General features: G+C 71.6%; 18 protein-coding genes. 9 read left to right on the top strand and 9 right to left on the bottom strand.

Annotation, left to right across the window (positions count from 1 at the left end; genetic code table 11):
* Positions 1-85: 85 nt before the first annotated feature.
* Entirely contained in the window at positions 86-1,324 is a 1,239-nt protein-coding gene (locus LQK93_RS02690) for an Ig-like domain-containing protein (RefSeq protein WP_374970035.1), read from the top strand.
* A 74-nt stretch (positions 1,325-1,398) separates the two neighbouring features.
* Here the strand turns inward: LQK93_RS02690 and LQK93_RS02695 are convergent, their stop codons facing one another.
* Positions 1,399-2,379, bottom strand: a complete 981-nt coding sequence (locus LQK93_RS02695; protein ID WP_374970036.1) for a methionine synthase — start codon at positions 2,377-2,379, stop codon at positions 1,399-1,401.
* An 82-nt stretch (positions 2,380-2,461) separates the two neighbouring features.
* On the opposite strand from LQK93_RS02695, the gene LQK93_RS02700 reads away from it, so the two are divergent.
* A complete protein-coding gene (locus tag LQK93_RS02700) occupies positions 2,462-3,352 on the top strand; it encodes a GNAT family N-acetyltransferase (RefSeq protein WP_374970037.1) in 891 nt (296 codons plus the stop codon).
* Between the two features lie 47 nt (positions 3,353-3,399).
* Here LQK93_RS02700 and mnmA read toward each other — a convergent pair whose 3' ends face one another.
* The 7 genes from mnmA to LQK93_RS02735 all read right to left on the bottom strand — a co-directional run bounded on the left by mnmA (position 3,400) and on the right by LQK93_RS02735 (position 9,807).
* Complete coding sequence (mnmA, locus tag LQK93_RS02705; RefSeq protein ID WP_374970038.1) at positions 3,400-4,524, bottom strand: tRNA 2-thiouridine(34) synthase MnmA; 1,125 nt, start codon at positions 4,522-4,524, stop codon at positions 3,400-3,402.
* Positions 4,521-5,711, bottom strand: a complete 1,191-nt coding sequence (locus tag LQK93_RS02710) for a cysteine desulfurase family protein (protein WP_374970039.1) — start codon at positions 5,709-5,711, stop codon at positions 4,521-4,523. Before LQK93_RS02710 ends, mnmA begins: the two co-directional genes overlap by 4 nt.
* A gap of 179 nt (positions 5,712-5,890) precedes the next feature.
* The gene (locus LQK93_RS02715; protein WP_374970040.1) at positions 5,891-6,847 is read right to left on the bottom strand and encodes an electron transfer flavoprotein subunit alpha/FixB family protein; all 957 of its coding nucleotides are present in this window, start codon (positions 6,845-6,847) and stop codon (positions 5,891-5,893) included.
* Positions 6,848-6,889: 42 nt separating this feature from the next.
* Positions 6,890-7,672, bottom strand: a complete 783-nt coding sequence (locus LQK93_RS02720; protein WP_374970041.1) for an electron transfer flavoprotein subunit beta/FixA family protein — start codon at positions 7,670-7,672, stop codon at positions 6,890-6,892.
* 503 nt (positions 7,673-8,175) lie between these two features.
* Positions 8,176-8,508 (bottom strand): hypothetical protein, encoded by a 333-nt coding sequence (locus LQK93_RS02725; RefSeq protein WP_374970042.1) that lies wholly within the window; start codon positions 8,506-8,508, stop codon positions 8,176-8,178.
* 7 nt (positions 8,509-8,515) lie between these two features.
* Complete coding sequence (locus LQK93_RS02730) at positions 8,516-9,295, bottom strand: enoyl-CoA hydratase/isomerase family protein (protein WP_374970043.1); 780 nt, start codon at positions 9,293-9,295, stop codon at positions 8,516-8,518.
* A complete protein-coding gene (locus tag LQK93_RS02735; RefSeq protein ID WP_374970044.1) occupies positions 9,295-9,807 on the bottom strand; it encodes a YbjN domain-containing protein in 513 nt (170 codons plus the stop codon). The genes LQK93_RS02730 and LQK93_RS02735 overlap by 1 nt, the downstream gene beginning before the upstream one ends.
* 74 nt (positions 9,808-9,881) lie before the next feature.
* On the opposite strand from LQK93_RS02735, the gene glgX reads away from it, so the two are divergent.
* Positions 9,882-12,026, top strand: a complete 2,145-nt coding sequence (gene glgX / locus LQK93_RS02740) for a glycogen debranching protein GlgX (protein ID WP_374970045.1) — start codon at positions 9,882-9,884, stop codon at positions 12,024-12,026.
* Positions 12,027-12,111: 85 nt separating this feature from the next.
* Here the strand turns inward: glgX and glgP are convergent, their stop codons facing one another.
* On the bottom strand, positions 12,112-14,700 hold the full coding sequence (gene glgP / locus LQK93_RS02745) for an alpha-glucan family phosphorylase (protein ID WP_374970046.1): 2,589 nt from the start codon (positions 14,698-14,700) through the stop codon (positions 12,112-12,114).
* Positions 14,701-14,822: 122 nt separating this feature from the next.
* On the opposite strand from glgP, the gene LQK93_RS02750 reads away from it, so the two are divergent.
* The 6 genes from LQK93_RS02750 to LQK93_RS02775 are packed head-to-tail and all read left to right on the top strand — an operon-like array spanning position 14,823 to position 24,704.
* On the top strand, positions 14,823-17,018 hold the full coding sequence (locus LQK93_RS02750) for an alpha-1,4-glucan--maltose-1-phosphate maltosyltransferase (RefSeq protein WP_374970047.1): 2,196 nt from the start codon (positions 14,823-14,825) through the stop codon (positions 17,016-17,018).
* 4 nt (positions 17,019-17,022) lie between these two features.
* A complete protein-coding gene (treS, locus tag LQK93_RS02755; protein ID WP_374970048.1) occupies positions 17,023-18,729 on the top strand; it encodes a maltose alpha-D-glucosyltransferase in 1,707 nt (568 codons plus the stop codon).
* Entirely contained in the window at positions 18,729-20,156 is a 1,428-nt protein-coding gene (locus tag LQK93_RS02760) for an aminoglycoside phosphotransferase (protein WP_374970049.1), read from the top strand. Before treS ends, LQK93_RS02760 begins: the two co-directional genes overlap by 1 nt.
* Positions 20,153-22,564 (top strand): 1,4-alpha-glucan branching protein GlgB, encoded by a 2,412-nt coding sequence (gene glgB, locus LQK93_RS02765; protein ID WP_374970050.1) that lies wholly within the window; start codon positions 20,153-20,155, stop codon positions 22,562-22,564. Before LQK93_RS02760 ends, glgB begins: the two co-directional genes overlap by 4 nt.
* The gene (pgm, locus tag LQK93_RS02770) at positions 22,561-24,207 is read left to right on the top strand and encodes a phosphoglucomutase (alpha-D-glucose-1,6-bisphosphate-dependent) (protein WP_374970051.1); all 1,647 of its coding nucleotides are present in this window, start codon (positions 22,561-22,563) and stop codon (positions 24,205-24,207) included. The genes glgB and pgm overlap by 4 nt, the downstream gene beginning before the upstream one ends.
* The gene (locus tag LQK93_RS02775) at positions 24,204-24,704 is read left to right on the top strand and encodes a hypothetical protein (RefSeq protein ID WP_374970053.1); all 501 of its coding nucleotides are present in this window, start codon (positions 24,204-24,206) and stop codon (positions 24,702-24,704) included. The genes pgm and LQK93_RS02775 overlap by 4 nt, the downstream gene beginning before the upstream one ends.

Genomic DNA, 24,704 nt, shown 5'->3' on the forward strand with positions numbered 1-24,704 from the left:
GCAGGTCACTATCGACGCGTCGCGCCCTGCAAACTTGTCCCGTCCCGGGGCACGGGGTGCGAACGTCTGCGAAGGGTATACACGCGTGAAGTCGAGCATCCGTTCCGCCGCACTCTCGGGGATGGCCGTCCTGGCCATGCTGGGGGTCACGGCCTGCAGCTCCTCCACCCCCTCCGACAGCGGCAAGCCGGCCACTCCCGCGACCGCAGGGGCGGGCGACTCCGGCTCGGAGGCGCCCTCCTCCACTCCGACCACCGACCCGGTCGTCTTCAAGACCACGCCCGGCAACGACGCACAGGACGTGGCCGTCGACACGCGGGTCACCGCCTCAGCCGAGAGAGGGACGCTGACGGGCGCCTCCCTCTCGTACACCAGCAAGAAGGGCAACCACGTCCCGGTCGAGGGCAAGCTCGACGGCGGCACGTGGACCGCGGGCGACCTGCTCGAGCCCGGCGTGAAGTACACCCTGGCCCTCGAGGCGAAGGACCCCGACGGCAAGGCCACCGAGACGACGCAGACCTTCCGCACGGCCGACCTCACGCTGAACCAGCAGGTCTACGTCGCCGTCTCGCCCCGCGACGGCGGCACAGTCGGCATCGGCATGCCGGTCGTCGTCCGCTTCGACCTGCCGGTCGCCGACAAGGCGGCCTTCGAGAAGCAGATGAAGGTCACCTCCACTCCCGCCCAGGCCGGCTCCTGGTACTGGCTGGGCTCGCAGGAGGCGCACTGGCGCCCCAGGACGTACTGGAAGCCCGGCACGAAGGTCCACGTCGAGGCGAACCTCAACGGCGTGCCCGCCGGCGGCGGTCGCTGGGGCCAGATGTCGCGGACCGCCGACTTCACGATCGGCCGCTCGGTGATCGCCAAGGTCAACCTCAGGACCGACCAGATGGACGTCATGATCAACGGCAGGCTCGCTCGCCGCGTCCCGATCACCGGTGGTCGTCCCGGCTTCATCACCCGCTCGGGCGTCAAGGTCATCATGGACAAGCAGACGAACATCACCATGAAGGCCGAGACGATCGGCCTGAAGAAGAACGACCCGAACTACTACGCCGACACCAAGGTCAAGTACGCCATGCGCGTCACCAACTCGGGCGAGTTCCTGCACTCGGCGCCGTGGTCGGTGGCCGACCAGGGGCACCGCAACGTCAGCCACGGCTGCACCGGCATGAGCGAGCCCAACGCCGGCTGGCTCTACGACAACGTCACGATCGGTGACGTCGTCGAGACCACCGGCACCAGCCGCCCGATGACCATGGGCAACGGCTACGCCGACTGGAATCTCAGCCCGGCCCAGTGGGCGGCCGGCTCGGCGCTCTGACGAGCCCCCGCAGGCAGCGAGAGGCCGGTCACCCTGGGGTGACCGGCCTTCGCCGTTCCCCACGGTTGCCGGGCTCAGTCAGCGCTGCGCTGCTCGAGCTCAGCCGCCGTCTCGACGGCCGCCCGCTGCACCGCCCGGGCGACGTCCGGCGAGACGGTGGCCAGACCGCAGGCCGGGGTCGCGACGACCTCGGCGAGTGCCAGCCGGGCCAGGCCGATGCGACCCCACGCGTCCACGAGCGCCCCGGCGAGGTCCTGCGGCCGCGTGCGGCTGCCGTCGGTCGGCACCAGACCTGCGTAGAGGCGTATGCCGTCCTCCACCGCCACGGCGACACCTTCCCACTCGCGGGGCCGCAGGAGCGTTGTGTCGAGCGACAGGGCCGAGGGGTGGACCGCTCGCAGGAGCGGGAGCGGCGGGTTCGCCGCGCAGCAGTGGACGACGGTGTCGCCGTCGTGTGCGCCAAGGACCTTCTCGAGTCCGGCCGCGGCGACCTGGGGGTCGAGACTGGGCAGCCGACCGAAGCCGGAGGAGGTGGGCAGGCGGCCGGCCAGGACCGTCGGCAGGCTCGGTTCATCGAGCTGCAGGACGACCTGCGCCCCGGGAACCAGGCGGCGCACGGCGGCCACGTGCACGCGTACGCCCTCGGCGAGCGACTCCACGAGGTCACGGCTTGCGCCCGGGTCGACCACGACGCGCTCCCCCCTGGTGAGCCACAGGTTCGCGGCGAGCGTCCACGGGCCGACGACCTGGAGCTTGAGTGGCCCCTGGTGCCCGTCGAAGGCCTCGGCGAGCTCGTCGAGGTCCTCGCGCAGCAGGGCCGCGGTGCGGGCGGCGTCCTTCCCCGGCCGGTCGACGAGGCGCCAGCCGGTGGGCTGAAGGTCCACCGGCAGCCCCACGAGCAGGCCCGCCGTCCGGCCGACCATGTCGGCGCCAGGTCCACGAGCGGGCAGCTCGGGCAGGTAGGGCAGGTGCCCATCGAGCAGCTCGCGCACCTGCGCGAGGGCATCTCGGACGGACGTGCCGGGCCAGGAGCCGATGCCGGTTGCGAGGGTCACCGCGCCAGCCTAGGCGCACCGCGTGCAGGGCCACGACCGTGTGCCCGTGGCGGCGACCGGGCTGGGCGCTAGCGTGGCGCCAGTGACGCGACGCGACTTCTCCGGCCCCGGCGACCTCCGGGCCATGCAGGACCTCTGCTCGCGCACGTGGTCACCCGCCAGCCGGTTCCACCCCGGCCAGCTGGCCTGGAGCCGCTACTACCGTCCCGTGGACCCGGTCGTGCTCGAGGACGGGGAGGCGATCGGACTCTGGACCGAGGAAGGCCGGGTGGTCGGTTTCGGTTGGGCCGAGGCACCGGACTGGCTGGAACTGCAGGTCGACCCTGCCCGTCCCGAGGTGGCCGCCGAGGTGCTCGAGTGGTTCGAGGAGTGGAGCGACGCGGAGGAGCAGTCGGTCCTGGCCGTCGAGGGCGACGCCCCGGTCGAGGGCGCCCTGGCCGAGGCCGGCTTCTCCGCGCGGCTGGACCTCCCGTACTTCACGCACCACCTGCTCGACCTTGACTCCCTGCGCCCCGTTCCAGACCTCCCCGGCTACGCCTTCCGGCCCGTCCGGCCGCACGAGGCGGCAGCCCGCGCCGATGTCCATGTGCGGGCCTGGTCCGACATCGCGCCCTCACAGGTCGACGCCGCCTCCTACGGCCGGCTCATGCAGGCCTGGCCCTACCGCGCCGATCTCGACTGGGTCGCCGTCGACGCTGCCGGTGCCATGGTGGCGTCGGCGCTCGTGTGGCTCGACCCCGGGACCGGAGTCGGACTCGTCGAGCCGGTGGGCTGCACCCCGGAGCACCGGGGCCGCGGCCTCGCCGGGGCGGTGACCCTCGCCGCGCTGCACGCACTGAGGCAGGCGGGTGCCCGCCTCGCCCAGGTGACCCCGCGCGGGGACGAGGCCTACCCCGGGCCGCGACGGCTCTACCGGGGGCTGGGATTCGAGCCGACGGCCCGGGTCCTGACCTGGACCCGCTCCATCGCCTGACGCGATCGGCAGGTTGGGAGGGACAGTCGGTCAGGCCACGACGGCCGTCAGGCGACCGGCTCCCGGTCGGCGCGCTCACGCCGCTCCAGCCGCGCACCGGCGATCGTCGCCGAGCCGACGACCCTCGTGCCGTCGAAGAGCACGACCGACTGCCCGGGCGCCACCCCGCGGATCCTCGTGTCCAGTCGTACCTCGAGGCGGTCGCCCTCGGCCCACGCGGTCGCGGCGTACTCCTCGCCGTGCGCACGCACCTGGGCACCGACGTGCACGACACCCTCCGGCGCGGGACCGCACCACCGGGCGTGGTCGCCGGTGAGAGCGTCGACGCCGAGCAGGTCCGCGGCCCCGACCACCACCTGGTTCGTCTCCGGGCGCACCTCCACGACGTAGCGGGGCTGGCCGTCGGCCCCGGGCCGCGAGAGGCCGAGGCCGCGGCGCTGCCCCACCGTGTAGGCGAAGGCACCGTCGTGCCGCCCCACCACCTCGCCGTCGGTGTCGACGATGTCCCCCGGCGCGGCCCCCAGCTCGCGCGTCAGCCAGCCACGGGTGTCACCGTCGGCGATGAAGCAGATGTCGTGGCTGTCCGGCTTGTTGGCCACGTAGAAGCCCCGCTCCGCCGCCTCGCGCCGGATGTCGGGCTTCGTCGTGTCGCCGAGCGGGAAGAACGAGCGGGCGAGCTGCTCGGCGTCGAGGACGCCCAGGACGTAGCTCTGGTCCTTGGCGGCGTCGACGGCGCGGTGCAGCTCGCGGCGCACTCCCCCGCCATCCTGCGGGGCCTCCACGATGCGTGCGTAGTGGCCGGTGGCCACCGCGTCGAAGCCGAGGGCCAGGGCCTTGTCGAGCAGGGCGGCGAACTTGATCTTCTCGTTGCAGCGCAGGCACGGGTTGGGGGTGCGGCCGGCGGCGTACTCGACGCGGAAGTCGTCGACGACGTCCTGCTTGAAGCGGGCCGCCATGTCCCAGACGTAGAAGGGGATGCCGAGCACGTCGGCGACCCGGCGCGCGTCACCGGCGTCCTCGATGGTGCAGCAGCCGCGCGCCGACTCGCGCAGGGTCGCGGCGCTCTGGCTGAGGGCCAGGTGCACACCGACGACGTCGTGCCCCGCCTCGATCATGCGGGCGGCAGCCACCGCGGAGTCGACGCCGCCGCTCATCGCCGCGACGACCCTCACGACGCGGTCGCCTCTCGTGCACGCCGGGCTCGCTCGACGGCCGCGGGCAGCGCGGCGATGACCGCGTCGACGTCGTCGTGCGTCGAGGTGTGCCCGAGCGTCAGCCGCAGGGCGCCGCGGGCGTCGCTCTCGGGGATGCCCATGGCGAGGAGGACGTGGCTCGGCTGGGGCACGCCCGCCTGGCACGCCGAGCCCGTCGAGCACGAGACCCCGGCGGCGTCGAGCAGATAGAGCAGGGAGTCGCCGTCGCAGCCCGGAACGAGCAGGTGGGCGTTGCCGGGCAGGCGCCGCGTCGCGTCGCCGCGCTCCCACGCGCCGGTGGGCCGGATGTCGGGCGCGACGGCCATGGCGCGCTCGATGAGCTCGTCACGCAGCGCCACGAGCCGCGCCGTCTCGGACTCCATCGCCGCCGTAGCCTCGACGAGCGCGGTCGCGAAGCCGACGATGGCCGGGGTGTCCAGCGTGCCGGACCGGACCTGGCGCTCCTGGCCTCCGCCGTGCGTGAGGGGCACCAGCCGGGCCTCACGGCGGGCCACGAGCGCTCCGACCCCGATCGGGCCGCCGAGCTTGTGGGCCGTCACGGACATGAGGTCGGCGCCGCTCGCCGCGAAGTCCACCGGGACGTGACCGGCCGCCTGCACGGCGTCGGTGTGGAAGGGCACCCCGAACTCGTGGGCGACCTCTGCGAGCGCCCGCACGTCCTGGACGGAACCGACCTCGTTGTTGGCCCACATGAGCGACACGAGGGCGACCGAGTGCGGGTCGGCGGCGATGGCGGCCCGCAGCGTGGCCGGCTCGACGAACCCCTCGGCGGTCGGCTCGAGCCAGGTCACCTTCGCGCCCTCGTGGGCGACGAGGTGCTCGACCGAGTCGAGCACGGCATGGTGCTCGGTGGCTCCGACGAGCAGGCGCACCCGGGCGGGGTCGGCGTCACGTCGCGCGCGGAAGGTCCCCTTGACGGCCAGGTTGTCCGACTCGGTGCCTCCGGAGGTGAACACCACCTCGGAGGGCCGGGCACCCAGGCAGCGGGCGATCTTCTCCCGGGACTCCTCCACGACGCGCCGCGCGGCTCGGCCGGTGCGATGCAGCGACGAGGGGTTGCCGACGACCATGAGCTGCTCCGTCATCGCCGCCAGGGCGGCGGGCAGCATCGGCGTCGTCGCCGCATGGTCGAGGTAGGCAGTCACCGGGCGATTCTAGGCCGGTGCGGCCGCGCGCCCAACCGTGGACGGGGCTCGGGGCACGCGCGAGGCGGCCCCCGACCTCATGGTCGGGGGCCGCCTCGTGAACGTGCCGATGGTTCGCGGTCGGGCATCCGGCTACGGCCGCCGCCATCCGCCCACCCCTCCACAGACCGGTTCGGGCGTCAGTCCTTGGCGGCCTTGATCGCCTCGGTGGCCTGGGGCAGGACGGCGAACAGGTCACCGACGACGCCGAAGTCGACGAGCTCGAAGATCGGGGCCTCGTTGTCCTTGTTGACGGCCACGATCGTCTTGGACGTCTGCATGCCGGCCCGGTGCTGGATGGCCCCGGAGATGCCGCACGCGACGTAGAGCTGCGGGCTGACCTGCTTGCCGGTCTGGCCGACCTGCGAGGTGTGCGGGTACCAGCCGGCATCGACGGCCGCGCGGGAGGCGCCGACCGCGGCACCGAGGCTGTCGGCGAACTCCTCGACCTTGGAGAAGTCGCCGGCCGTGCCACGACCGCCCGAGACGACGATGGCGGCCTCGGTCAGCTCGGGGCGCCCGCTCGCCTGCTTCGGCTTGGACTCGGTGATCCGAGCGCCCTTGGCGGCGTCGGAGGGGGTGAAGTCGAGCACCTCGTCGGCAGCCGCACCCGGCGCCTCCGCCGGGGTGGCCGAGTTCGGCTTGACGGCGACGATGGGCGTGCCCTTCGTGACCGTGGCCGACACGGTGTAGGACCCGGCGAAGACCGACTGCGTCGTGGCGACGCCACCGTCGGTCGCCTGCACGTCGACGGCGTCGGTGATCAGGCCCGACTCGGTCTTGACGGCGAGGCGGGCGGCGATCTCCTTGCCCTCGGGCGAGGACGGCAGCAGGACCGCGGCCGGGGACGTCGAGGAGACGAGCTGCGCGAGCAGCTCGGCCTGCGGGACGACGAGGTGCTCGAGCACCTCGGGCGACTCGACGCGGTAGACCTTCTCGGCGCCGAAGCGGGCGAGGGTCTCCTTCGCTGCGTCGAAGCCGGTACCGACGAAGACGGCCGACGGCTCACCGAGGCGGCGGGCGATCGTCAGCAGCTCGGCCGTGGTCTTGCGGACCTTGCCCTCGACGTGGTCGACGAGCACGAGTACTTCAGCCATGGTGCGGATCTCCTTTGCTGGCTGGGGAGGTCAAGGAAGGGATCAGACGAACTTGCGCTCGGTCAGGAACGCGGCGAGCTTGGCTCCGCCGTCGCCCTCGTCGGCGACGATCTCGCCCTGGGTGCGCGGCGGACGGGCGGCGAAGGAGTCGACCTTCGTCCACGCCGCGTCGAGGCCGACCTGCGAGGCGTCGACGCCGAGGTCGGCCAGGCTCCACGTCTCGACCGGCTTCTTCTTCGCCGCCATGATCCCCTTGAACGAGGGGTAGCGCGGCTCGTTGATCTGGTCGGTCACCGACACCAGGGCCGGCAGCGTCGCGGTGATCGTCTGGGTCGAGGCGTCCCCGTCCCGCCGGATCGTGGCGGTGGCGCCCTCGACGGTCAGCTCCGAGGCGTACGTCACGGCCGGCAGGCCGAGGCGCTCGGCGAGCATCGCCGGGACCACACCCATCGTGCCGTCGGTCGAGGCCATCCCGGTCATGACCAGGTCGACGTCCCCGAGCTTCTTGATCGCCTCGGCGAGCACGAGCGAGGTGGCGACGGCGTCGGAGCCGTGGATGGCCTTGTCGTTGACGTGCACACCCTTGCCGGCGCCCATCTGCAGCGCCTTCTTGATCGCGTCGGCGGCAGCGTCGGGGCCGACCGTCAGGACGGTCACCTCACCCTCGCCCGCCTCGACGATCTTCAAGGCCTCCTCGACGGCATACTCGTCGAGCTCGGACAGCAGGCCGTCGACGTTCTCGCGGTCGGTCGTGTTGTCAGATGCGTTGAACGTGCGCTCGGCCTGGGCGTCCGGCACGTACTTGACACAGACGACGATGTTCATGGGTGAACGTCCTCTTCCGTTGCTGGTGGTGGTGCTCCTGGCTGCCGGGGGTCGCCCCGGCACTGCGGACCATCCTCTCACTGAGCGCCCGCTCAGTACGTACGGCAATAGCGTGACGCTCACCACCAGAGAGGGCGTATGCCGTCCCCGCAGTCGCTGGGCACTCCGGGGGATGCTCCCCCACGAATCCCGTTCGTGGGGAGGCCTGTCGGAGCCAGGGCAACGGCCGGCCTCACGGACTCCTGACCGCGCCGGCCGCAACCGCGCCCTGGCGCAGTTACAAGGGGCAGACCAGCCCGTCTGCCGGCCGCAACCGCGCCATGGCGCACTTGCACGGGGCGGACTGGCCCATACGCCGGCTCCAACCGCGCCATGGCGCACCTGCAGGGGCCGGACCAGCCCGTCTGCCGGCTCCAACCGCGCCATGGCGCACTTGCAGGGGCAGACCAGCCCATACGCCGGCCGCAACCGCGCCATGGCGCACTTGGAGGGGCTGGGTCCGCTCAGTCGGCGTCGACGTCCGCGGTCGCGATGACGTGGAAGGCCGGCTCCTCGTAGGGGTGGGCGGCCCGGAGCGCGGTCACGACACGGCGGCGGGCGCTGCGCGGGAGCGTCACCTCGACCCGGTGCTCGGGCAGGCTCTCGAGGGCTCCGAGGGAGCCGATCGCCGGGTCGGCGCCCGGCCCGGGACGGAACTGGCCCGTGCCCTCGACGCGCCACGCGCACTCGGTGTAGTCACCGACCGCCCCTGCCCCGGCGGCGAAGACGGCCGCCAGGACGTCCTCGGTCGACTCGACGGGCGAGTAGAACACGAGGACGTCCAGCGGCTCGGGCACGGGTGGCTCAACGCCCCTCGAACTGCGCCTTGCCCGGGCCCTGCTCCACGAACGAGCTCATCCCGATCTCGCGGTCCTTGGTGGCGAAGAGCGAGGCGAAGAGCAGCCGCTCGATCTCGAGCCCCGTCTCGAGATCGACCTCGAGACCACGGTCGATGGCCTCCTTGGCGGCGCGCACGGCATACGAGGCGGCGCCGACGAAGGTGGACGCCCACTCGCGGGACGCGGCGTAGACGTCGCCGGCGGGAACGACCTTGTCGGCAAGGCCGATGGCGAGCGCCTCCTGGGCGTCGACGAAGCGGCCGCTGAAGATGATGTCCTTGGCACGCGGGGCACCGACGAGTCGCGAAAGCCGTTGCGTGCCACCGGCGCCCGGGATCACGCCGAGGAGGATCTCGGGCTGCCCGAGCTTGGCGTCGTCGGCGACGACCCGGAAGTCGCAGGCCAGCGCGAGCTCGCACCCGCCGCCCAGCGCGTACCCCGTGATCGCGGCGATGACCGGCTTGGGGATGCGGGCGACGGCGCTGATGGAGCTCGTGAGGGGGGCGGATCGCTCGACCATGTCGGTGTACGACATGGCCTGCATCTCCTTGATGTCGGCCCCCGCCGCGAAGACCCGCTCACCGCCGTAGACGACGACCGCCTTGACGTCGGCGCGCTCGCTCGCCTCGGCCGCGGCCGCGCGGATCTCCTCCTGGACCTGGACGTTGAGGGCGTTCATCTTCGGCCGGTCGAGCCGGATCGTCCCGACGCCGTCCTCGACCTCGAGCCGGACGAACTCGCCCATCAGGCGTCGCCGGGGGTGCCGGCCTGCGCGTCGTCCATGGGCAGCCAGGACTGGAAGAAGAAGCCGACGCTCTGCAGGATGTGGTTGATCGAGAGCGGCACGAGGATGTCGACGTCGGCGTTGGGCGTGATGACGTGCTCGGCGGAGACGACCAAGCTTTCCTGCACGAGCGAGAGCTTGACGAGGTTGAGCTGCATGGTCAGGTCGTTGCAGCGGGCGAGGCGCTCGTTGCGGTCCGGCGAGACGGGCTCGGCGAGCTGCCACTGGCCGAAGAAGCGCACGAGGGCCAGGTCGCCCTCCGCCACGCGGGCGAAGAGGGTCGTGCTCGTGCCCTGCTCGTCGACGATGGCGAACTCGAGGTCACCGTCGCCGTCGACGCTCGCCTCGATCCCGAGGCCCTTCAGGACCTCGAGGATGCGGTCGCGTACGGGGGAGTCGCTCGCCGGGACACCGTTGGGACCGGCGTCGGGGGTGCTCGGCATGAAGTTGGGCAGCGAAGTCGGATCGGTCATGCGTCAACCGTAACCAGACCGGCGCCGCGAGGTCGATCCGGGCGGGGTCGGACCCGACACCCTACGCTCGGACCATGCGCCCCCGCCCCGCCGTGATGCCCGATCTGCCCCCGGAGCCGGGCGTGCGGCTGACCAGCGACGGAGCGCTGTTCGCGGTCTACGCGGGACACGCCACCGGGGTCGAGGTCTGCCTCTTCGACGTCGCCGCCGACGGCTCGGAGACGGAGCGACGGGTGCCCCTGCGCCAGCGCGCGCACGGCACGTGGTTCGACACCGTCCCCGGGGTCGGGGCCGGCCAGCGCTACGGCTTCCGGGTGCACGGCGACTGGGACCCCGACCGCTCCCTGCTGCACAACCCGGCCAAGCTGCTCCTCGACCCCTACGCCCGCGCCGTCGAGGGCGAGGTGCACCTCGACCCCGCGCTCTACGGACACACCGTCGGGCCCGACCTGCGGGGCGACCTGTGGGTGCGCGACGGGCGCGACTCGTCGCGGCACCTGCCCCGCTGCGTCATCGTGGAGGACGACTTCGACTGGGACACGGACGCGCCTCCCCGCCGTTCGCTCACCGACTCGGTCCTCTACGAGGTCCATGTCAAGAACGCGACGAAGCTGCACCCGGGCGTGCCCGAGCCGCTGCGCGGGACGTATGCCGGCCTCGCCCACCCCGCGTTCGTGGAGCACCTGCTCGGCCTGGGCGTCACCGCCGTCGAGCTGCTGCCGGTGCACACGTTCACCTCCGAACCGGACCTGGTGCGGCGCGGCCTCACCAACCACTGGGGCTACAACACCCTCGGCTTCTTCGCGCCGCACGCGGCGTACGCGTCGGTCACCGACCCGCAGGGCGTGGTCGACGAGTTCAAGACCATGGTCAAGGACCTGCACGCGGCCGGCATCGAGGTGCTGCTCGACGTCGTCTACAACCACACGGCCGAGAACTCCCGCGAGGACATGACCCTGTCGTGGCGCGGTCTCGACCAGCGCGCCTACTACCGCCTCGACGGCCGTGGACGCGACGTGGACGTCACCGGGTGCGGCAACACCCTCGACCTCACGCACCCCGTGGTGACCCGCATGGTGCTCGACTCGCTGCGCCACTGGGTGCAGGAGTTCCACGTCGACGGCTTCCGGTTCGACCTCGCCGTCGCGCTGGGTCGCGGCAAGGACGACGGCTACGACCGCGACCACCCCTTCCTGATGGCGCTGCGCACCGACCCGGTGCTCTCGCGCACGAAGCTCGTGGCCGAGCCGTGGGACCTCGGCATCCACGGGTGGCGCACCGGACAGTTCCCGCCGCCCTTCTCCGAGTGGAACGACCGCTACCGTGACGCGACGCGAACCTTCTGGCTTCGTGACGTCGCCGCCTCCGCCGCAGGCGGCGTCGGCCACGGCGTCCGCGAGCTCGCCACGCGGCTCGCGGGGTCGCAGGACCTCTTCGACCGCCACGACCGCGGCACCATCGCGTCGGTCAACTTCGTCACCGCCCACGACGGCTTCACGCTCGCCGACCTCACGGCATACGACACCAAGGACAACCTGGCCAACGGCCACAACGGCACCGACGGCACCAACGACAACCGGTCGTGGAACCACGGCGTCGAGGGGTGCACCGACGACCCGGATGTCAGGGCCCGCCGGCGACGGTCGATGCGCAACCTGCTCGGCACGCTGCTGCTCTCCACCGGGGTGCCGATGCTCGCTGCCGGTGACGAGATCGGACGAAGCCAGCGCGGCAACAACAACCCGTACTGCCAGGACAACGAGACCAGCTGGACGAGCTGGGAGCTCGAGCCGTGGCAGGAGGACCTCCTCGAGACGACGCGCCACCTGGTCCGGCTGCGCACCGAGCACCCGGTGCTGCGCCAGCGGGCGTTCTTCTCCGGCCGGCAGGTGCACGCGGACGGCTCGACCGACCTCGCCTGGTTCGCCGGCGACGGACTGCCCGTCGGGAACCGCTGGGAGAAGCCCGCGCTCGACGTGCTGCAGGCCCTCTACAACGGCGCGGTCCTGGGTCAGGAGTCGGTGCTCGTCGTGGTGAACGGGTCGGCGTGGGCCGCCGACGTCACGCTCCCCCGGGCACCGGGCGTGACGGCATACCGGCTCCTCTGGGACAGCGCCGACGAGCGGCCGCTGGAGCTGCAGGAGAGCCTCGAGCCCGGCACCTCCGTGCCCATGGTGGGTGCCTCCATGCGGGTCTGGCGCGCCGTCGGCCAGAGCTGAGCCTCCCCACCCCCCCCGCCGGACTCGCCCACACGCAGAGAGCCCGGACCCTCGCGGGTCCGGGCTCTCGGCGTGTTCCGGGACCTCAGGCGTTGCGGGCCAGGCCCAGCTCCGCAGCGCCGGCGAGAGCCGCGTGCTTCGGGACGACGCGCACGCTGTAGCCGAACGAGCCGGTGCGGCGAAGGGGCTGCGAGCCGGCGAACTGGTGCCGGCCGTCCTCGTAGGACTCCACGAGCTGTAGCGGCGCGACCTCCATGCCCCAGAGCTCGTCGCCCTCGGTGACGTGCCCGTGGACCAGCTGCACCTCGACGTCGTCGGGGGTCAGCCCGTCGAGCGAGACGTAGGCGCGCAGGTCGAGGACGTCGCCGATCTGCGGGGAGTCCGACAGCCCTGAGGGCTCGACGTGCTCGACCTTGACCTTGGGCCACGTGGCGCGGATCTTGGCCTTGTAGGCCGCGAGCTCCTTGGCACCGGCGAAGTCCGACGCAGTCACGGAGCGGCCGGCACCGGCGGCAGGGCTGTAGAGCTTCTCGGTGTAGTCCTCGACCATGCGGCTGGCGAGGACCTTGGGGCCGAGCGTCTTGAGGGTGTGCGTCATCATCGCGATCCAGCCCTGCGGCAGGCCGGCGGCGTCGCGGTCGTAGAACTTCGCGGCCACGTCGTGCTCGATGAGGTCGTAGAGCGCCGAGGCCTCGATGTCGTCACGACGGTCGGCGTCCTCGACACCGTCGGCGGTCGGGATCGCCCAGCCGTTGCGCCCGTCGAACCACTCGTCCCACCAGCCGTCGAGGATGGAGAGGTTGAGGCCACCGTTGAGGGCGGCCTTCATGCCCGAGGTGCCGCACGCCTCGAACGGGCGCAGCGGGTTGTTGAGCCACACGTCGCAGCCCGGGTAGAGGTGCTGCGCCATGGCGATGTCGTAGTTGGGCAGGAAGACGATGCGGTGGCGCACCTCCGGGTCGTCGGCGAAGCGGACCATCTCCTGGATGAGGCGCTTGCCGGTCTCGTCGGCGGGGTGCGACTTGCCGGCGATGACGAGCTGGACCGGGCGGGTCGGGTGCAGCAGCAGCGCCTTGAGCCGCTGCGGGTCGCGCAGCATCAGGGTGAGGCGCTTGTACGTCGGCACGCGCCGGGCGAAGCCGATCGTCAGCACGTCGGGGTCGAGGACGTCCTCGACCCAGCCGAGCTCGGCGTCGCTCGCCCCACGCTTCTGCCACGAGGAGCGCACCCGGCGGCGCACGTCCGCCACGAGCTTCTCGCGCATCTCGCGCTTGGTCGACCAGACGGCGTCGGAGGGCACCTCGTCGATGCGGTCCCAGGCGTTCTGGCCGGCGATGTCCGCGGTGCCGAGGTGCTTGAGAGCGACGTCGTAGACGGCGCGGTCGACCCACGTCGGGGCGTGGACACCGTTGGTGATGCTGGTGATCGGGACCTCGTCGTCGTTGAAGCCCGGCCACAGCCCGTCGAACATCTCGCGGCTGACGACCCCGTGCAGCTGGGAGACGCCGTTGGCGCGCTGCGCCAGGCGCAGGCCCATGACCGCCATGTTGAAGATGCCGGGCTGGCCGCCCTCGTAGTCCTCGGCGCCCAGGGCGAGCAGCCGCTCGACCGGCACCCCGGGGATCGCGTTGGCGCCGCCGAAGAAGAGGTTGATCTTCGCCGCGTCGAACCGGTCGATGCCGGCCGGGACGGGAGTGTGGGTGGTGAACACCGTCGCCGCGCGCACCGCCTCGAGCGCCTCGTCGAAGGTGAGGCCGTGGTCGCGGACGAGCTCGGTGATGCGCTCGACGCCGAGGAAGCCGGCGTGGCCCTCGTTGGTGTGGTAGACCTCCGGCGCCGGCGCACCGGAGAGGCGGGACCAGAGGCGCAGCGCGCGCACACCGCCGATGCCGAGGAGCAGCTCCTGCTCGAGGCGGGTGTCGCCGCCGCCGCCGTAGAGCGACTCGGTGACCTTGCGGGTCTGCTCGTCGTTGCCGGGCACGTCCGAGTCGAGCAGGAGCAGCGGGACGCGGCCGACCTGGGCCTTCCAGACGTGGGCGTGCAGCTCGCGGCCGGCGGGCAGGCTGACGGTGACGACGGCAGGCGTGCCGTCCTCCTCGCGCAGCAGCGACAGGGGCAGGCCGTCGGGGTCGAGCACCGGGTAGGTCTCGACCTGCCAGCCGTCGCGGTTGAGCGACTGCTTGAAGTAGCCGGTCTTGTAGAAGAGGCCGACGCCGACGATCGGCACGCCGAGGTCGGAGGCGGACTTGAGGTGGTCGCCGGCGAGGATGCCGAGGCCGCCGGAGTACTGCGGCAGCACGGAGGTGATGCCGAACTCGGGGCTGAAGTAGGCGATCGCAGCGGGCGCAGCCTTGCCCGCGGCCTCCTGCTCGCGGCTCCAGGACTGGTACCAGTGCTCGTCGGTGAGGTAGTGGTGCAGGTCCTCGTTGGCGCGCACGACGTTCGCGACGAACTCGTCGTCGGCGGCGAGCGCCGCGAGCTCGTCGGAGGAGAGGCGGGAGAGGAGCTTGACGGGGTCCTCTCCGGCCTGCGCCCACTTGCGCGGGCTGATGCTCTCGAAGAGGTCGCGGGTCGGCGGGTGCCACGACCAGCGCAGGTTGCTCGCGAGGACGCCGAGTCCTTCGATGCGGCTGGGCAGGACGGTACGGACGCTGAAGCGTCGGATGGCCTTCACAAGGGGACAGCATAGGGGGCCCGCATGTTGGCTTCTTGCAGAACTTGCAGCGGGGTTTCACCCACCGGACGGCCGGGGGGTGCCTCATGCGCCCGAGCGCCCAACTTCGATACGGTCGACGCGTGACCGGCTCAGCGAAGAAGTCCCGTCCCAGCAGGCCAGCCCGCGTGCGCAGCGCCGCCCCCAAGAGGGCCGATGCCACCCCTACCGCAGACAGCGCGTTCGTCGACGACACCGAGGCCGGCGCCGTGCACCTGGCTCCGGCCCACCCCGTGAGCACCCCGCCTACCGTAGAGGGGATGCCGGGTGGCGCGCTCCCGATGGGACGCATCCCCGTCAGCGACGTCCGCCCGCTCGTCGACGGCGGCAGGCTCCCGGCCAAGTCGGTGGTCGGCGAGGAGTTCACGGTGCGCGCCAAGATCTTTCGTGAGGGCCACGACGCGGTCAACGCGACTGCGGTGCTCACCGATCCCGACGGGCGCGACCACTACTTCGCCATGCACAGCGTCAACCCGGGCCTGTCCGAGTGGTCGACGACCGTCGTCGCCGACCGCGAGGGCTGGTGGACCTACCGCGTCGAGGGGTGGTCCGACCCGTACGCGACCTGGGTGCACGACGCGGGCATCAAGATCGAGGCCGGCGTCGACGAGGACCTCATGTGCGCCGAGGGGGTCCGGGTGCTCGAGCGCTTCGCCGAGTCGGTACGCGGCCTGGGCCTCGACGCGAGCGCGATCGACGAGGGCGTCGTCGCCCTCGGGGACAACCGCATGCCGGCCGCCCACCGCTTCGGTGCCGCCACCTCGCCCGAGATCCAGGGGCTCGCCTCCCTGGTCCCGCTGCGCGAGTTCGTGTCGAGCTCACCGGCATACACCCTGCACGTCGAGCGCGAGCGTGCGCTCTACGGGGCGTGGTACGAGATCTTCCCGCGCTCGGAGGGCGCGCACCGCGACGAGAAGACCGGCGAGTGGGTCTCCGGCACGTTCCGCACCGCCGCCGAGCGGCTGCCCGCCATCGCCGACATGGGCTTCGACGTCGTCTACCTCACGCCGATCCATCCGATCGGCACGACGGCTCGCAAGGGACGCAACAACAGCCTCGCCGCGCAGCCCGGTGACCCCGGATCGCCTTACGCCATCGGCTCGCCCGACGGCGGGCACGACGCCATCCACCCCGACCTCGGCACCTTCGAGGACTTCGACCACTTCGTCGCCGAGGCGGGCCGCAACGGGCTCGAGGTCGCGCTCGACATCGCGCTGCAGGCCTCTCCCGACCACCCGTGGGTGCAGACCCACCCGTCGCTCTTCACGACCCGCGCCGACGGCTCCATCGCCTATGCCGAGAACCCGCCGAAGAAGTACCAGGACATCTACCCCCTGAACTTCGACAACGACCCGGCCGCGGCCTACGCGGAGGTCCGCCGTGTCATCCAGGTCTGGCTCGACCACGGCATCCGGATCTTCCGGGTCGACAACCCCCACACCAAGCCGGTCGCCTTCTGGCAGTGGCTCATCGCCGACGTCGCCCTCGAGTACCCCGAGACCATCTGGCTGTCCGAGGCGTTCACCAAGCCGGCGATGATGCACGAGCTGGCCAAGGCCGGGTTCCAGCAGAGCTACACGTACTACGCCTGGCGCAACGCGCGGTGGGAGCTCGAGGAGTACGGTCGCGAGCTGGCCGGCGAGGAGACCGGCGCCGCCTACATGCGCCCGGCGTTCTGGCCGACGACACACGACATCCTCACGCCCTACATGCAGTACGGCGGGCCGACGGCCTGGAAGCTGCGCGCGGCCGTGGCCGCCATGATGTCCCCGACCTACGGCATCTACGCCGGCTACGAGCTCATGGAGCACGTGGCCCGGCCCGGCGCCGAGGAGCAGATCGACAACGAGAAGTACGAGTACAAGGACCGCCAGTGGTACCTCTACGAGCCGGGCGGCCCCTTGGAGAGCCGCTCGCTCGCGTGGTACCTCAAGCGGCTCAACGACATTCGCAGCTGGCACCCCGCGCTGCACTGGCTGCGCAACCTGCGCTTCCACTCCGCCGACGACGAGAACGTCCTCGTCTTCAGCAAGTCGCGCGTCGTCGATGCCACCACGGGTGAGCGCGACACCGTTCTCGTCGTCGCCAACCTCGACCCGCACGCGAGCCGTGAGACGTGGGTGCATCTCGACATGGAGGCGCTGGGTATGGCCTCATGGTCCAGCTTCGACGCCCACGACCACATCACCAACCAGACCTGGGAGTGGCGCCAGGACAACTTCGTCCGGCTGGGGCCGGACTCCGAACCCGTCCACATCATCCACGTGAGGAGCCACTGACCACATGCAGGGACTCAACCTCTCCCAGCCCGGGCTGAAGCACGACCCGCAGTGGTTCAAGAAGGCGGTCTTCTACGAGGTGCTCGTCCGCGCCTTCGCCGACTCCAAGGGAGTGGGCGCCGGTGACTTCACGGGACTCATCCAACGCCTCGACTACCTCCAGTGGCTCGGCGTCGACTGCCTGTGGCTGCCGCCCTTCTACGCCTCGCCGCTGCGCGACGGCGGCTACGACATCTCCGACTACAAGGCCGTGCTGCCCGAGTTCGGCACGCTGCCGGAGTTCACCGAGCTCGTCTCGCAGGCGCACGCGCGCGGCATCCGCATCGTCACCGACCTCGTCATGAACCACACGAGCGACCAGCACCCGTGGTTCCAGGCCAGCCGCGCCGAGCCCGACGGCCCCTACGGCGACTTCTACGTCTGGTCCGACACCGACGACGGCTACGACGACGCCCGCATCATCTTCATCGACACCGAGGTGTCCAACTGGACCTTCGACCCCGTGCGCCGGCAGTTCTTCTGGCACCGCTTCTTCAGCCACCAGCCCGACCTCAACTTCGAGAACCCGGCCGTGCGCGAGGCGATGTTCGACATCGTGCGCTTCTGGATGGACCTCGGCATCGACGGCTTCCGGCTCGACGCCGTGCCCTACCTCTTCGAGGAGGAGGGCACCAACTGCGAGAACCTCCCGCGCACCCACGGGTTCCTCGCCGAGCTGCGCGCCATGGTCGACGCGGAGTACCCCGGCCGCATCCTGCTCGCCGAGGCCAACCAGCCGCCGGCCGAGGTCGTGGACTACTTCGGCACCGAGGAGGAGCCGGAGTGCCAGATGTGCTTCCACTTCCCGGTGATGCCGCGCCTCTACTACTCGCTGCGCGAGGAGAAGGCCCGACCGATCATCGACGTGCTCGCCGACACCCCCGCCATCCCCAAGGGCACCCAGTGGGGCACCTTCCTGCGCAACCACGACGAGCTGACGCTCGAGATGGTGACGCCCGAGGAGCGGGCGGCCATGTACGGCTGGTACGCGCCCGACCCACGGATGCGGGCCAACGTCGGCATCCGCCGCCGCCTCGCACCCCTGCTCGACAACTCCCGCCCCGAGATCGAGCTGATCCACGCGCTCGTGCTCTCGCTGCCGGGCTCACCGTGCCTCTACTACGGCGACGAGATCGGCATGGGCGACAACATCTGGCTCAACGACCGCGACGCCGTGCGCACCCCGATGCAGTGGACCCCCGACCGCAACGCGGGCTTCTCGAGCGTCGACCCGGGCAAGCTCTACCTCCCGGTGATCAGCAGCCTCGTCTACCACTACAACAACGTGAACGTCGAGGCCCAGATCGCCTCCTCGGCCTCGCTGCTGCACTGGATCCGCGGCATGCTCCAGATCCGAAGCCGCCACCCGGTCTTCGGGCTCGGCGACTTCCAGGTGGTCGAGGCCGACAACGACGCGATCCTCGCCTTCACCCGCGTCCTGAGCGGCGACCCCGACAACCCGGACGAGGCGGTGCTCTGCGTGAACAACCTCTCGAGCCGCCCGCAGGCCGCCACCATCCAGCTGCCGGAGCACCTCTCCGGACGCCAGCTCATCGACCTCTTCGGCGGCCAGGGCTTCCCGTGGGTCGCCAACGACGGCCGCGTGACCCTGACCCTCGGCTCGCGCGACTTCTTCTGGCTCCAGCTGCGTGGCGGGGAGGACAACCGCTGATGGCGATCGTGCACAAGGGCGCCACCCTGACGCCGAGCAAGACGGAGATGGTCACCGAGTGGATGCCGCGGCAGCGCTGGTACCACGGCAAGGGTCACGTGCCGCGGCTGCGCCGGGTCGGTGGCTTCCGGTTCGAGGACCCGGAGGGCGAGGTCGGCTGCGAGACCCTGCTGCTGGCCGACGAGGCCGTCTTTCCCGCCGTCGTCTACCAGGTGCCGCTCACCTACCGGGCGGCCGCCCTCGAGGGCGCGGAGCACGCACTGCTCGGCACGATGGAGCACAGCGTCCTCGGCGCCAGGTGGGTCTACGACGGTCCGCACGACCCCGTCTACGTCTCCCAGCTGATGGCGACCATCCTCGGCGCCGCGATCTCGGACGAGGCGCAGGCCTCCGTCGGGAGCAACGCGCTGGCCACCGGCTCGTCGACCCGCCGCGTGGACGGGATCGTGTCCTCGTCCAACGTGCTGAGCGGCGAGCAGTCCAACACCTCCATCATCTGCCGCATGACGGCGCCGGACGGCGGGCCCGCGGAACCGCTCATCGTCAAGGTCTTCCGCACCCTCCAGGACGGCGACAACCCGGACGTCGTCGTGCAGTCGGCGCTCACCGAGGAGGGCTCCGAGCGGGTGCCCATGGCCATCGGCCACCTGTCCGGCGCGTGGGACTCCCCCGCTGACGGCACGCCGATGCAGGGTCACCTCGCCTTCGTGCAGGAGTTCATCCCCGGCGTCGAGGACGCCTGGCGGGTGGCCCTGGTCGCCGCCGCCTCGGGAAGTGACTTCACGGCGCGAGCACGTGACCTCGGCGTCGTCACCGCCGAGATCCACACCGCGCTCGCCCACGCCCTCGGCACCCAGGAGGTCACGCCCGAGGCGCGCGAGACCCTGGCCGCGTCCATGCGCCAGCGGTATGCCGACGCCGTGGCCCTCGTGCCCGAGCTCGCCTCCCGCTCGGCCGCCGTCGAGCGGTTCGTGTCGTCCGTGGGCGAGCTCAGCTGGCCGTCCCTGCAGCGCATCCACGGGGACTACCACCTCGGGCAGGTGCTCGACGTGCCCGAGCGAGGGTGGGTGGCCCTCGACTTCGAGGGGGAGCCGCTGCGCCCGCTCGCCGAACGCGTACGCCCCGACCTCACCGCCCGCGACGTGGCCGGCATGCTGCGCTCGTTCGACTACGCCGCCGGCTCGGTAGCGCTGGCCGAGCCGCCGGTCGACGCGACGGACTGGGCAGCCGCCTGCCGCACCGCGTTCCTCGAGGGCTACGCCTCCGTGGCGGGCGAGCCGGACGCCGACGCGCGGACCCTGACCCGGGCGCTCGAGCTCGACAAGGCGCTCTACGAGGTCGTCTACGAGGCGCGCAACCGGCCCTCGTGGCTGCCCATCCCGCTCGGCGCCGTCGAGCGGCTCACCACCGAGGAAGGCACCCCATGACCACCGACACGAGCAAGGGCCCCTCGCTCGACGAGGCGGCGATCTCCGCGTTCCTCTCCGGCCGCAACGGCCAGCCGCACGACCTGCTCGGACAGCACCTCGGGCCCGGCGGCCTCACCATCACGGCGTACCGGCCCTACGCGACGCGCGTCGGGGCCCGGCTCGACACCGGTGACCAGGTCGAGCTCCAGCACGTGCGCGAGGGCATCTGGTCGATGACCTCGCCCGACTTCACGTCGACGCACGACTACCGCCTGCTCGTCGAGTACGGCGACGGCGTCGAGCACGTCCAGGACGACCCCTACCGCTTCGCGCCGACGCTCGGCGAGATCGACCGGCACCTCATCAACGAGGGCCGGCACGAGCAGCTGTGGACGGTCCTCGGCTCGCACGTGCGCCACTACCCGGGACCGCTCGGCGAGGTCTGGGGCGTCTCGTTCGCGGTCTGGGCCCCCCGCGCCAAGGCGGTCCACGTCATCGGCGACTTCAACGACTGGGACCGCCGCACCCACCCGATGCGCGCCCTCGGCGAGAGCGGCATCTGGGAGCTGTTCCTACCCGGCGCAGAAGAGGGCATGAACTACCAGTTCGCCGTCCGCGGTCCCGACGAGCTCGTCCGGCTCAAGAGCGACCCGATGGCCCGCATGACCGAGGTGGCGCCCAAGCAGGCGGCCATCGTCACCGAGACGCACTACGACTGGCGTGACGGCGACTGGATGGAGCAGCGCCGCACCCGCGACTCGCACCAGGGCCCGATGAGCACCTACGAGGTGCACCTCGGCTCGTGGCGCCAGGGCTTGGGCTACCGCGGCCTGGCCGAGCACCTCGTCAACTACGTGCGCGACCTCGGCTTCACCCACGTGGAGTTCCTGCCGGTCATGGAGCACCCGTACGTCCCCTCGTGGGGCTACCACGTGACCGGCTACTACGCGCCGAGCTCACGGTGGGGCACGCCCGACGACTTCCGCTACCTGGTCGACGAGCTGCACCGCGCCGGCATCGGCGTCATCCTCGACTGGGTGCCGGGACACTTCGCCACCGACGAGTGGGCGCTGGCCCGCTTCGACGGCCTGCCGCTCTACGAGCACCCGGACCCGCGGCGCGGCTGGCACCCCGAGTGGGGCTCCAACATCTTCGACTACGGCCGCAACGAGGTGCGCAACTTCCTCGTCGCCAACGCGCTCTACTGGCTCGAGGAGTTCCACGTCGACGGCCTGCGGGTCGACGGCGTCGCCTCGATGCTCTACCTCGACTACGCCCGCGGGGCCGGCGAGTGGCTGCCCAACGAGGAGGGCGGTCGCGAGAACCTCGAGGCGGTGCGGCTGCTCAAGGAGACCAACGGCACGGCCTACAAGCGGGCTGGCGGGATCGTGACCATCGCCGAGGAGTCCACGACGTGGCCCGGGGTCACGAAGCCCACCGACCACGGCGGTCTCGGTTTCGGCTTCAAGTGGAACATGGGCTGGATGAACGACTCGCTGAAGTACCTCGGCGAGGAGCCCATCTACCGCAAGTACCACCACGGCAAGCTGACGTTCTCGCTCATGTACGCCTTCGACGAGAACTTCGTGCTGCCGATCAGCCACGACGAGGTCGTGCACGGCAAGGGTTCGCTGCTGCGCAAGTCGCGCGGCACCCGCGAGGAGCAGGTGGCGACGCTGCGCGCCTTCCTGGCGTACCTGTGGTGCCACCCCGGCAAGCAGCTGCTCTTCATGGGCTGCGAGTTCGGCCAGGAGTCCGAGTGGTCCGAGGGCCGCAGCCTCGACTGGTGGCTGCTCGAGCAGCCGCTGCACTACCGGGTGCACAACCTCGTCAAGGACCTCAACGCGATCTACAAGGGAAACCGGGCCCTGTGGGAGCTCGACGCCGACCCCGCGGGCTTCGAGTGGCTCGAGGCCGACGACGCCGCGCACAACACGTTCTCGTGGCTGCGCTTCGGCAAGGGCGACCGGAGCACCGACGCACCGGTCGTGGCGTGCGTCATGAACTTCAGCGGGCAGACCCAGGAGTCCTACCGGATCGGGCTCCCGCGCGGCGGGAGGTGGCAGGTCGTGCTCGACACCGCCGGCTACCACCCGGACGCCCCCAGCAGCACCGGTCTCGTCCTCGAGGCGCGCCGGGAGGACTGGCACCAGCAGCCGTATGCCGTCGACGTGACCGTCCCGCGGCTCTCCACGGTCTGGCTGGTGCCGGTCGACGACGCAGACCGCAAGGTCATCCAGGGGACGGCCGAGGAGGTCTCGCCGCCCGTGAGCCCCGAGGTGGTCGCCGACTCGATGGCCGACGCGGCCGCCGAGCAGGCGGCGCACAGCACCGGCGGCACCGGCACCGGCGGCACCGGCACCGGCGGGGCAGCGGCCCAGCCGCCCGGCCCGTCCAGCCCGTCCACGAACGGAGGCCTCTCATGACGCACCCCCGTGCCGGCCAGCCGGCCCAGGCCGAGGACCTCGTCGACATCGACGCGCTCGTCGGCGCCTACTACGACCGGCACCCTGATGTCGACGACCCCGACCAGCAGGTCGCCTTCGGCACCTCCGGGCACCGGGGCTCCAGCCTGCGCACGGCGTTCAACGAGGACCACATCCTCGCCACGACGCAGGCCATCGTCGACTACCGCGTCTCGCAGGGCTTCGACGGTCCGCTCTTCATCGGGCGCGACACGCACGGCCTGTCCGAGCCGGCGTGGCGCTCGGCCCTCGAGGTGCTCGTGGCCAACGGCGTCGAGGTGCTGGTCGACGACCGCGACGGGTTCACGCCCACCCCCGCCGTCTCCCACGCGATCCTGCGCGCCAACCGCGGGAAGGCCGCGGGCGCAGCCGGGCTCGCGGACGGCATCGTCGTCACGCCGTCACACAACCCACCGGCCGACGGCGGCTTCAAGTACAACCCTCCCCACGGCGGTCCCGCCGACACCGATGCCACCTCCGTCATCGCCAAGCGGGCCAACGACCTCATCCGCGGCGGCCTCACGGAGGTCCGGCGCGTCACATTCGAGCGCGCCCGCGGTGAGGCCGGCTCCTACGACTTCCTCGGCACCTACGTCGACGACCTCCCCAACGTCGTCGACCTGGCCCGCATCCGCGAGGCCGGCGTGCGCATCGGCGCCGACCCGCTCGGGGGCGCCTCGGTCGCCTACTGGGGCGAGATCGCCTCGCGCCACGGCATCGACCTCACCGTGGTCAACCCGCGGGTCGACCCGCAGTGGGCGTTCATGACGCTGGACTGGGACGGCAAGATCCGCATGGACTGCAGCTCTCCGTCCGCGATGGCCTCGCTCATCGGCAACAAGGACGCCTACGACATCTCGACCGGCAACGACGCCGACGCCGACCGGCATGGCATCGTGACACCGGATGCGGGCCTGATGAACCCCAACCACTACCTCGCCGTCGCCATCCAGTACCTCTACGGCGGTGCCCGCCCGGGATGGCCCGCCACCACGGCCATCGGCAAGACCCTCGTCTCGTCCTCGATGATCGACCGCGTCGCGGATGACCTCGGCCGCACCCTGCTCGAGGTGCCCGTCGGCTTCAAGTGGTTCGTGCCAGGACTGCTCGACGGCTCGGTCGGGTTCGGCGGCGAGGAGTCGGCCGGAGCCAGCTTCCTCCGCCAGGACGGCACCGTGTGGTCCACCGACAAGGACGGGATCCTCCTCGCCCTCCTCGCGTCAGAGATCCTCGCCGCGACGGGCAGGACGCCCAGCCAGCACTACGCCGAGCTGACCGCCCGACACGGTGACCCGGCATACGCCCGCATCGACGCTGCCGCGTCGCGTGAGGAGAAGGCCAAGCTGGCGGCCCTCTCCCCCGACGACGTCACGGCCGAGACCCTTGCGGGAGAGACGATCACAGGCAAGCTCACGGAGGCGCCCGGAAACGGCGCGCGGATCGGCGGGCTCAAGGTGACCACCGACAGCGCCTGGTTCGCCGCACGGCCGTCGGGCACCGAGGACGTCTACAAGATCTACGCCGAGTCGTTCCAGGGGCCCGAGCACCTCGCGCGGGTCCAGGCCGAAGCCAAGGACGTCGTGACCGCGGCCCTCGGCGGATGACCTCCAGCGAACCCACCGATGCCCGCGGCCGGCTCGTCCTCGTCACGGCCGCGCGCGGCGAGGACCGGGCTGCCCTGGGCTCGGCGGTGGCCGAGCGGCTCGGCCGCGCCGTCCTCGTCGACGGCGCCGCCCTCGAGGCCGCTGTCATCACCGGCCCGGTCGCGGGCTGGGACGAGCCGCCGACGACGCAGCAGCTGCGGCTGAGGATGCTGCGGTGGTCGGCCGCGCTCGCGGTGGCCGAGACCTACCAGCTCGAGGGCTTCGACGTCGTGGTGGCCGAGGAGGCACTGGGCGACCGGCTCGAGGACTTCCTCGACCTCGTCGAGCCGGAGCCGGTGCACGTCGTCGTCGTCCGCGACGAGGGCGATGCGACCACCCCGCCCTGGGGCCTGTCGGTGCCGGCCCCCTGGCGGGACGACGCCGACCTCGCCGCTGTGGCCGGCGAGGTGCTGGAACACCTCGCCGAGGCCGTCGTCGAGACGGCCACCAGCGACTGA

The organism is Terrabacter sp. BE26 (genome assembly GCF_041941675.1).
In the GTDB taxonomy this organism is placed as follows: Bacteria; Actinomycetota; Actinomycetes; order Actinomycetales; family Dermatophilaceae; genus Terrabacter.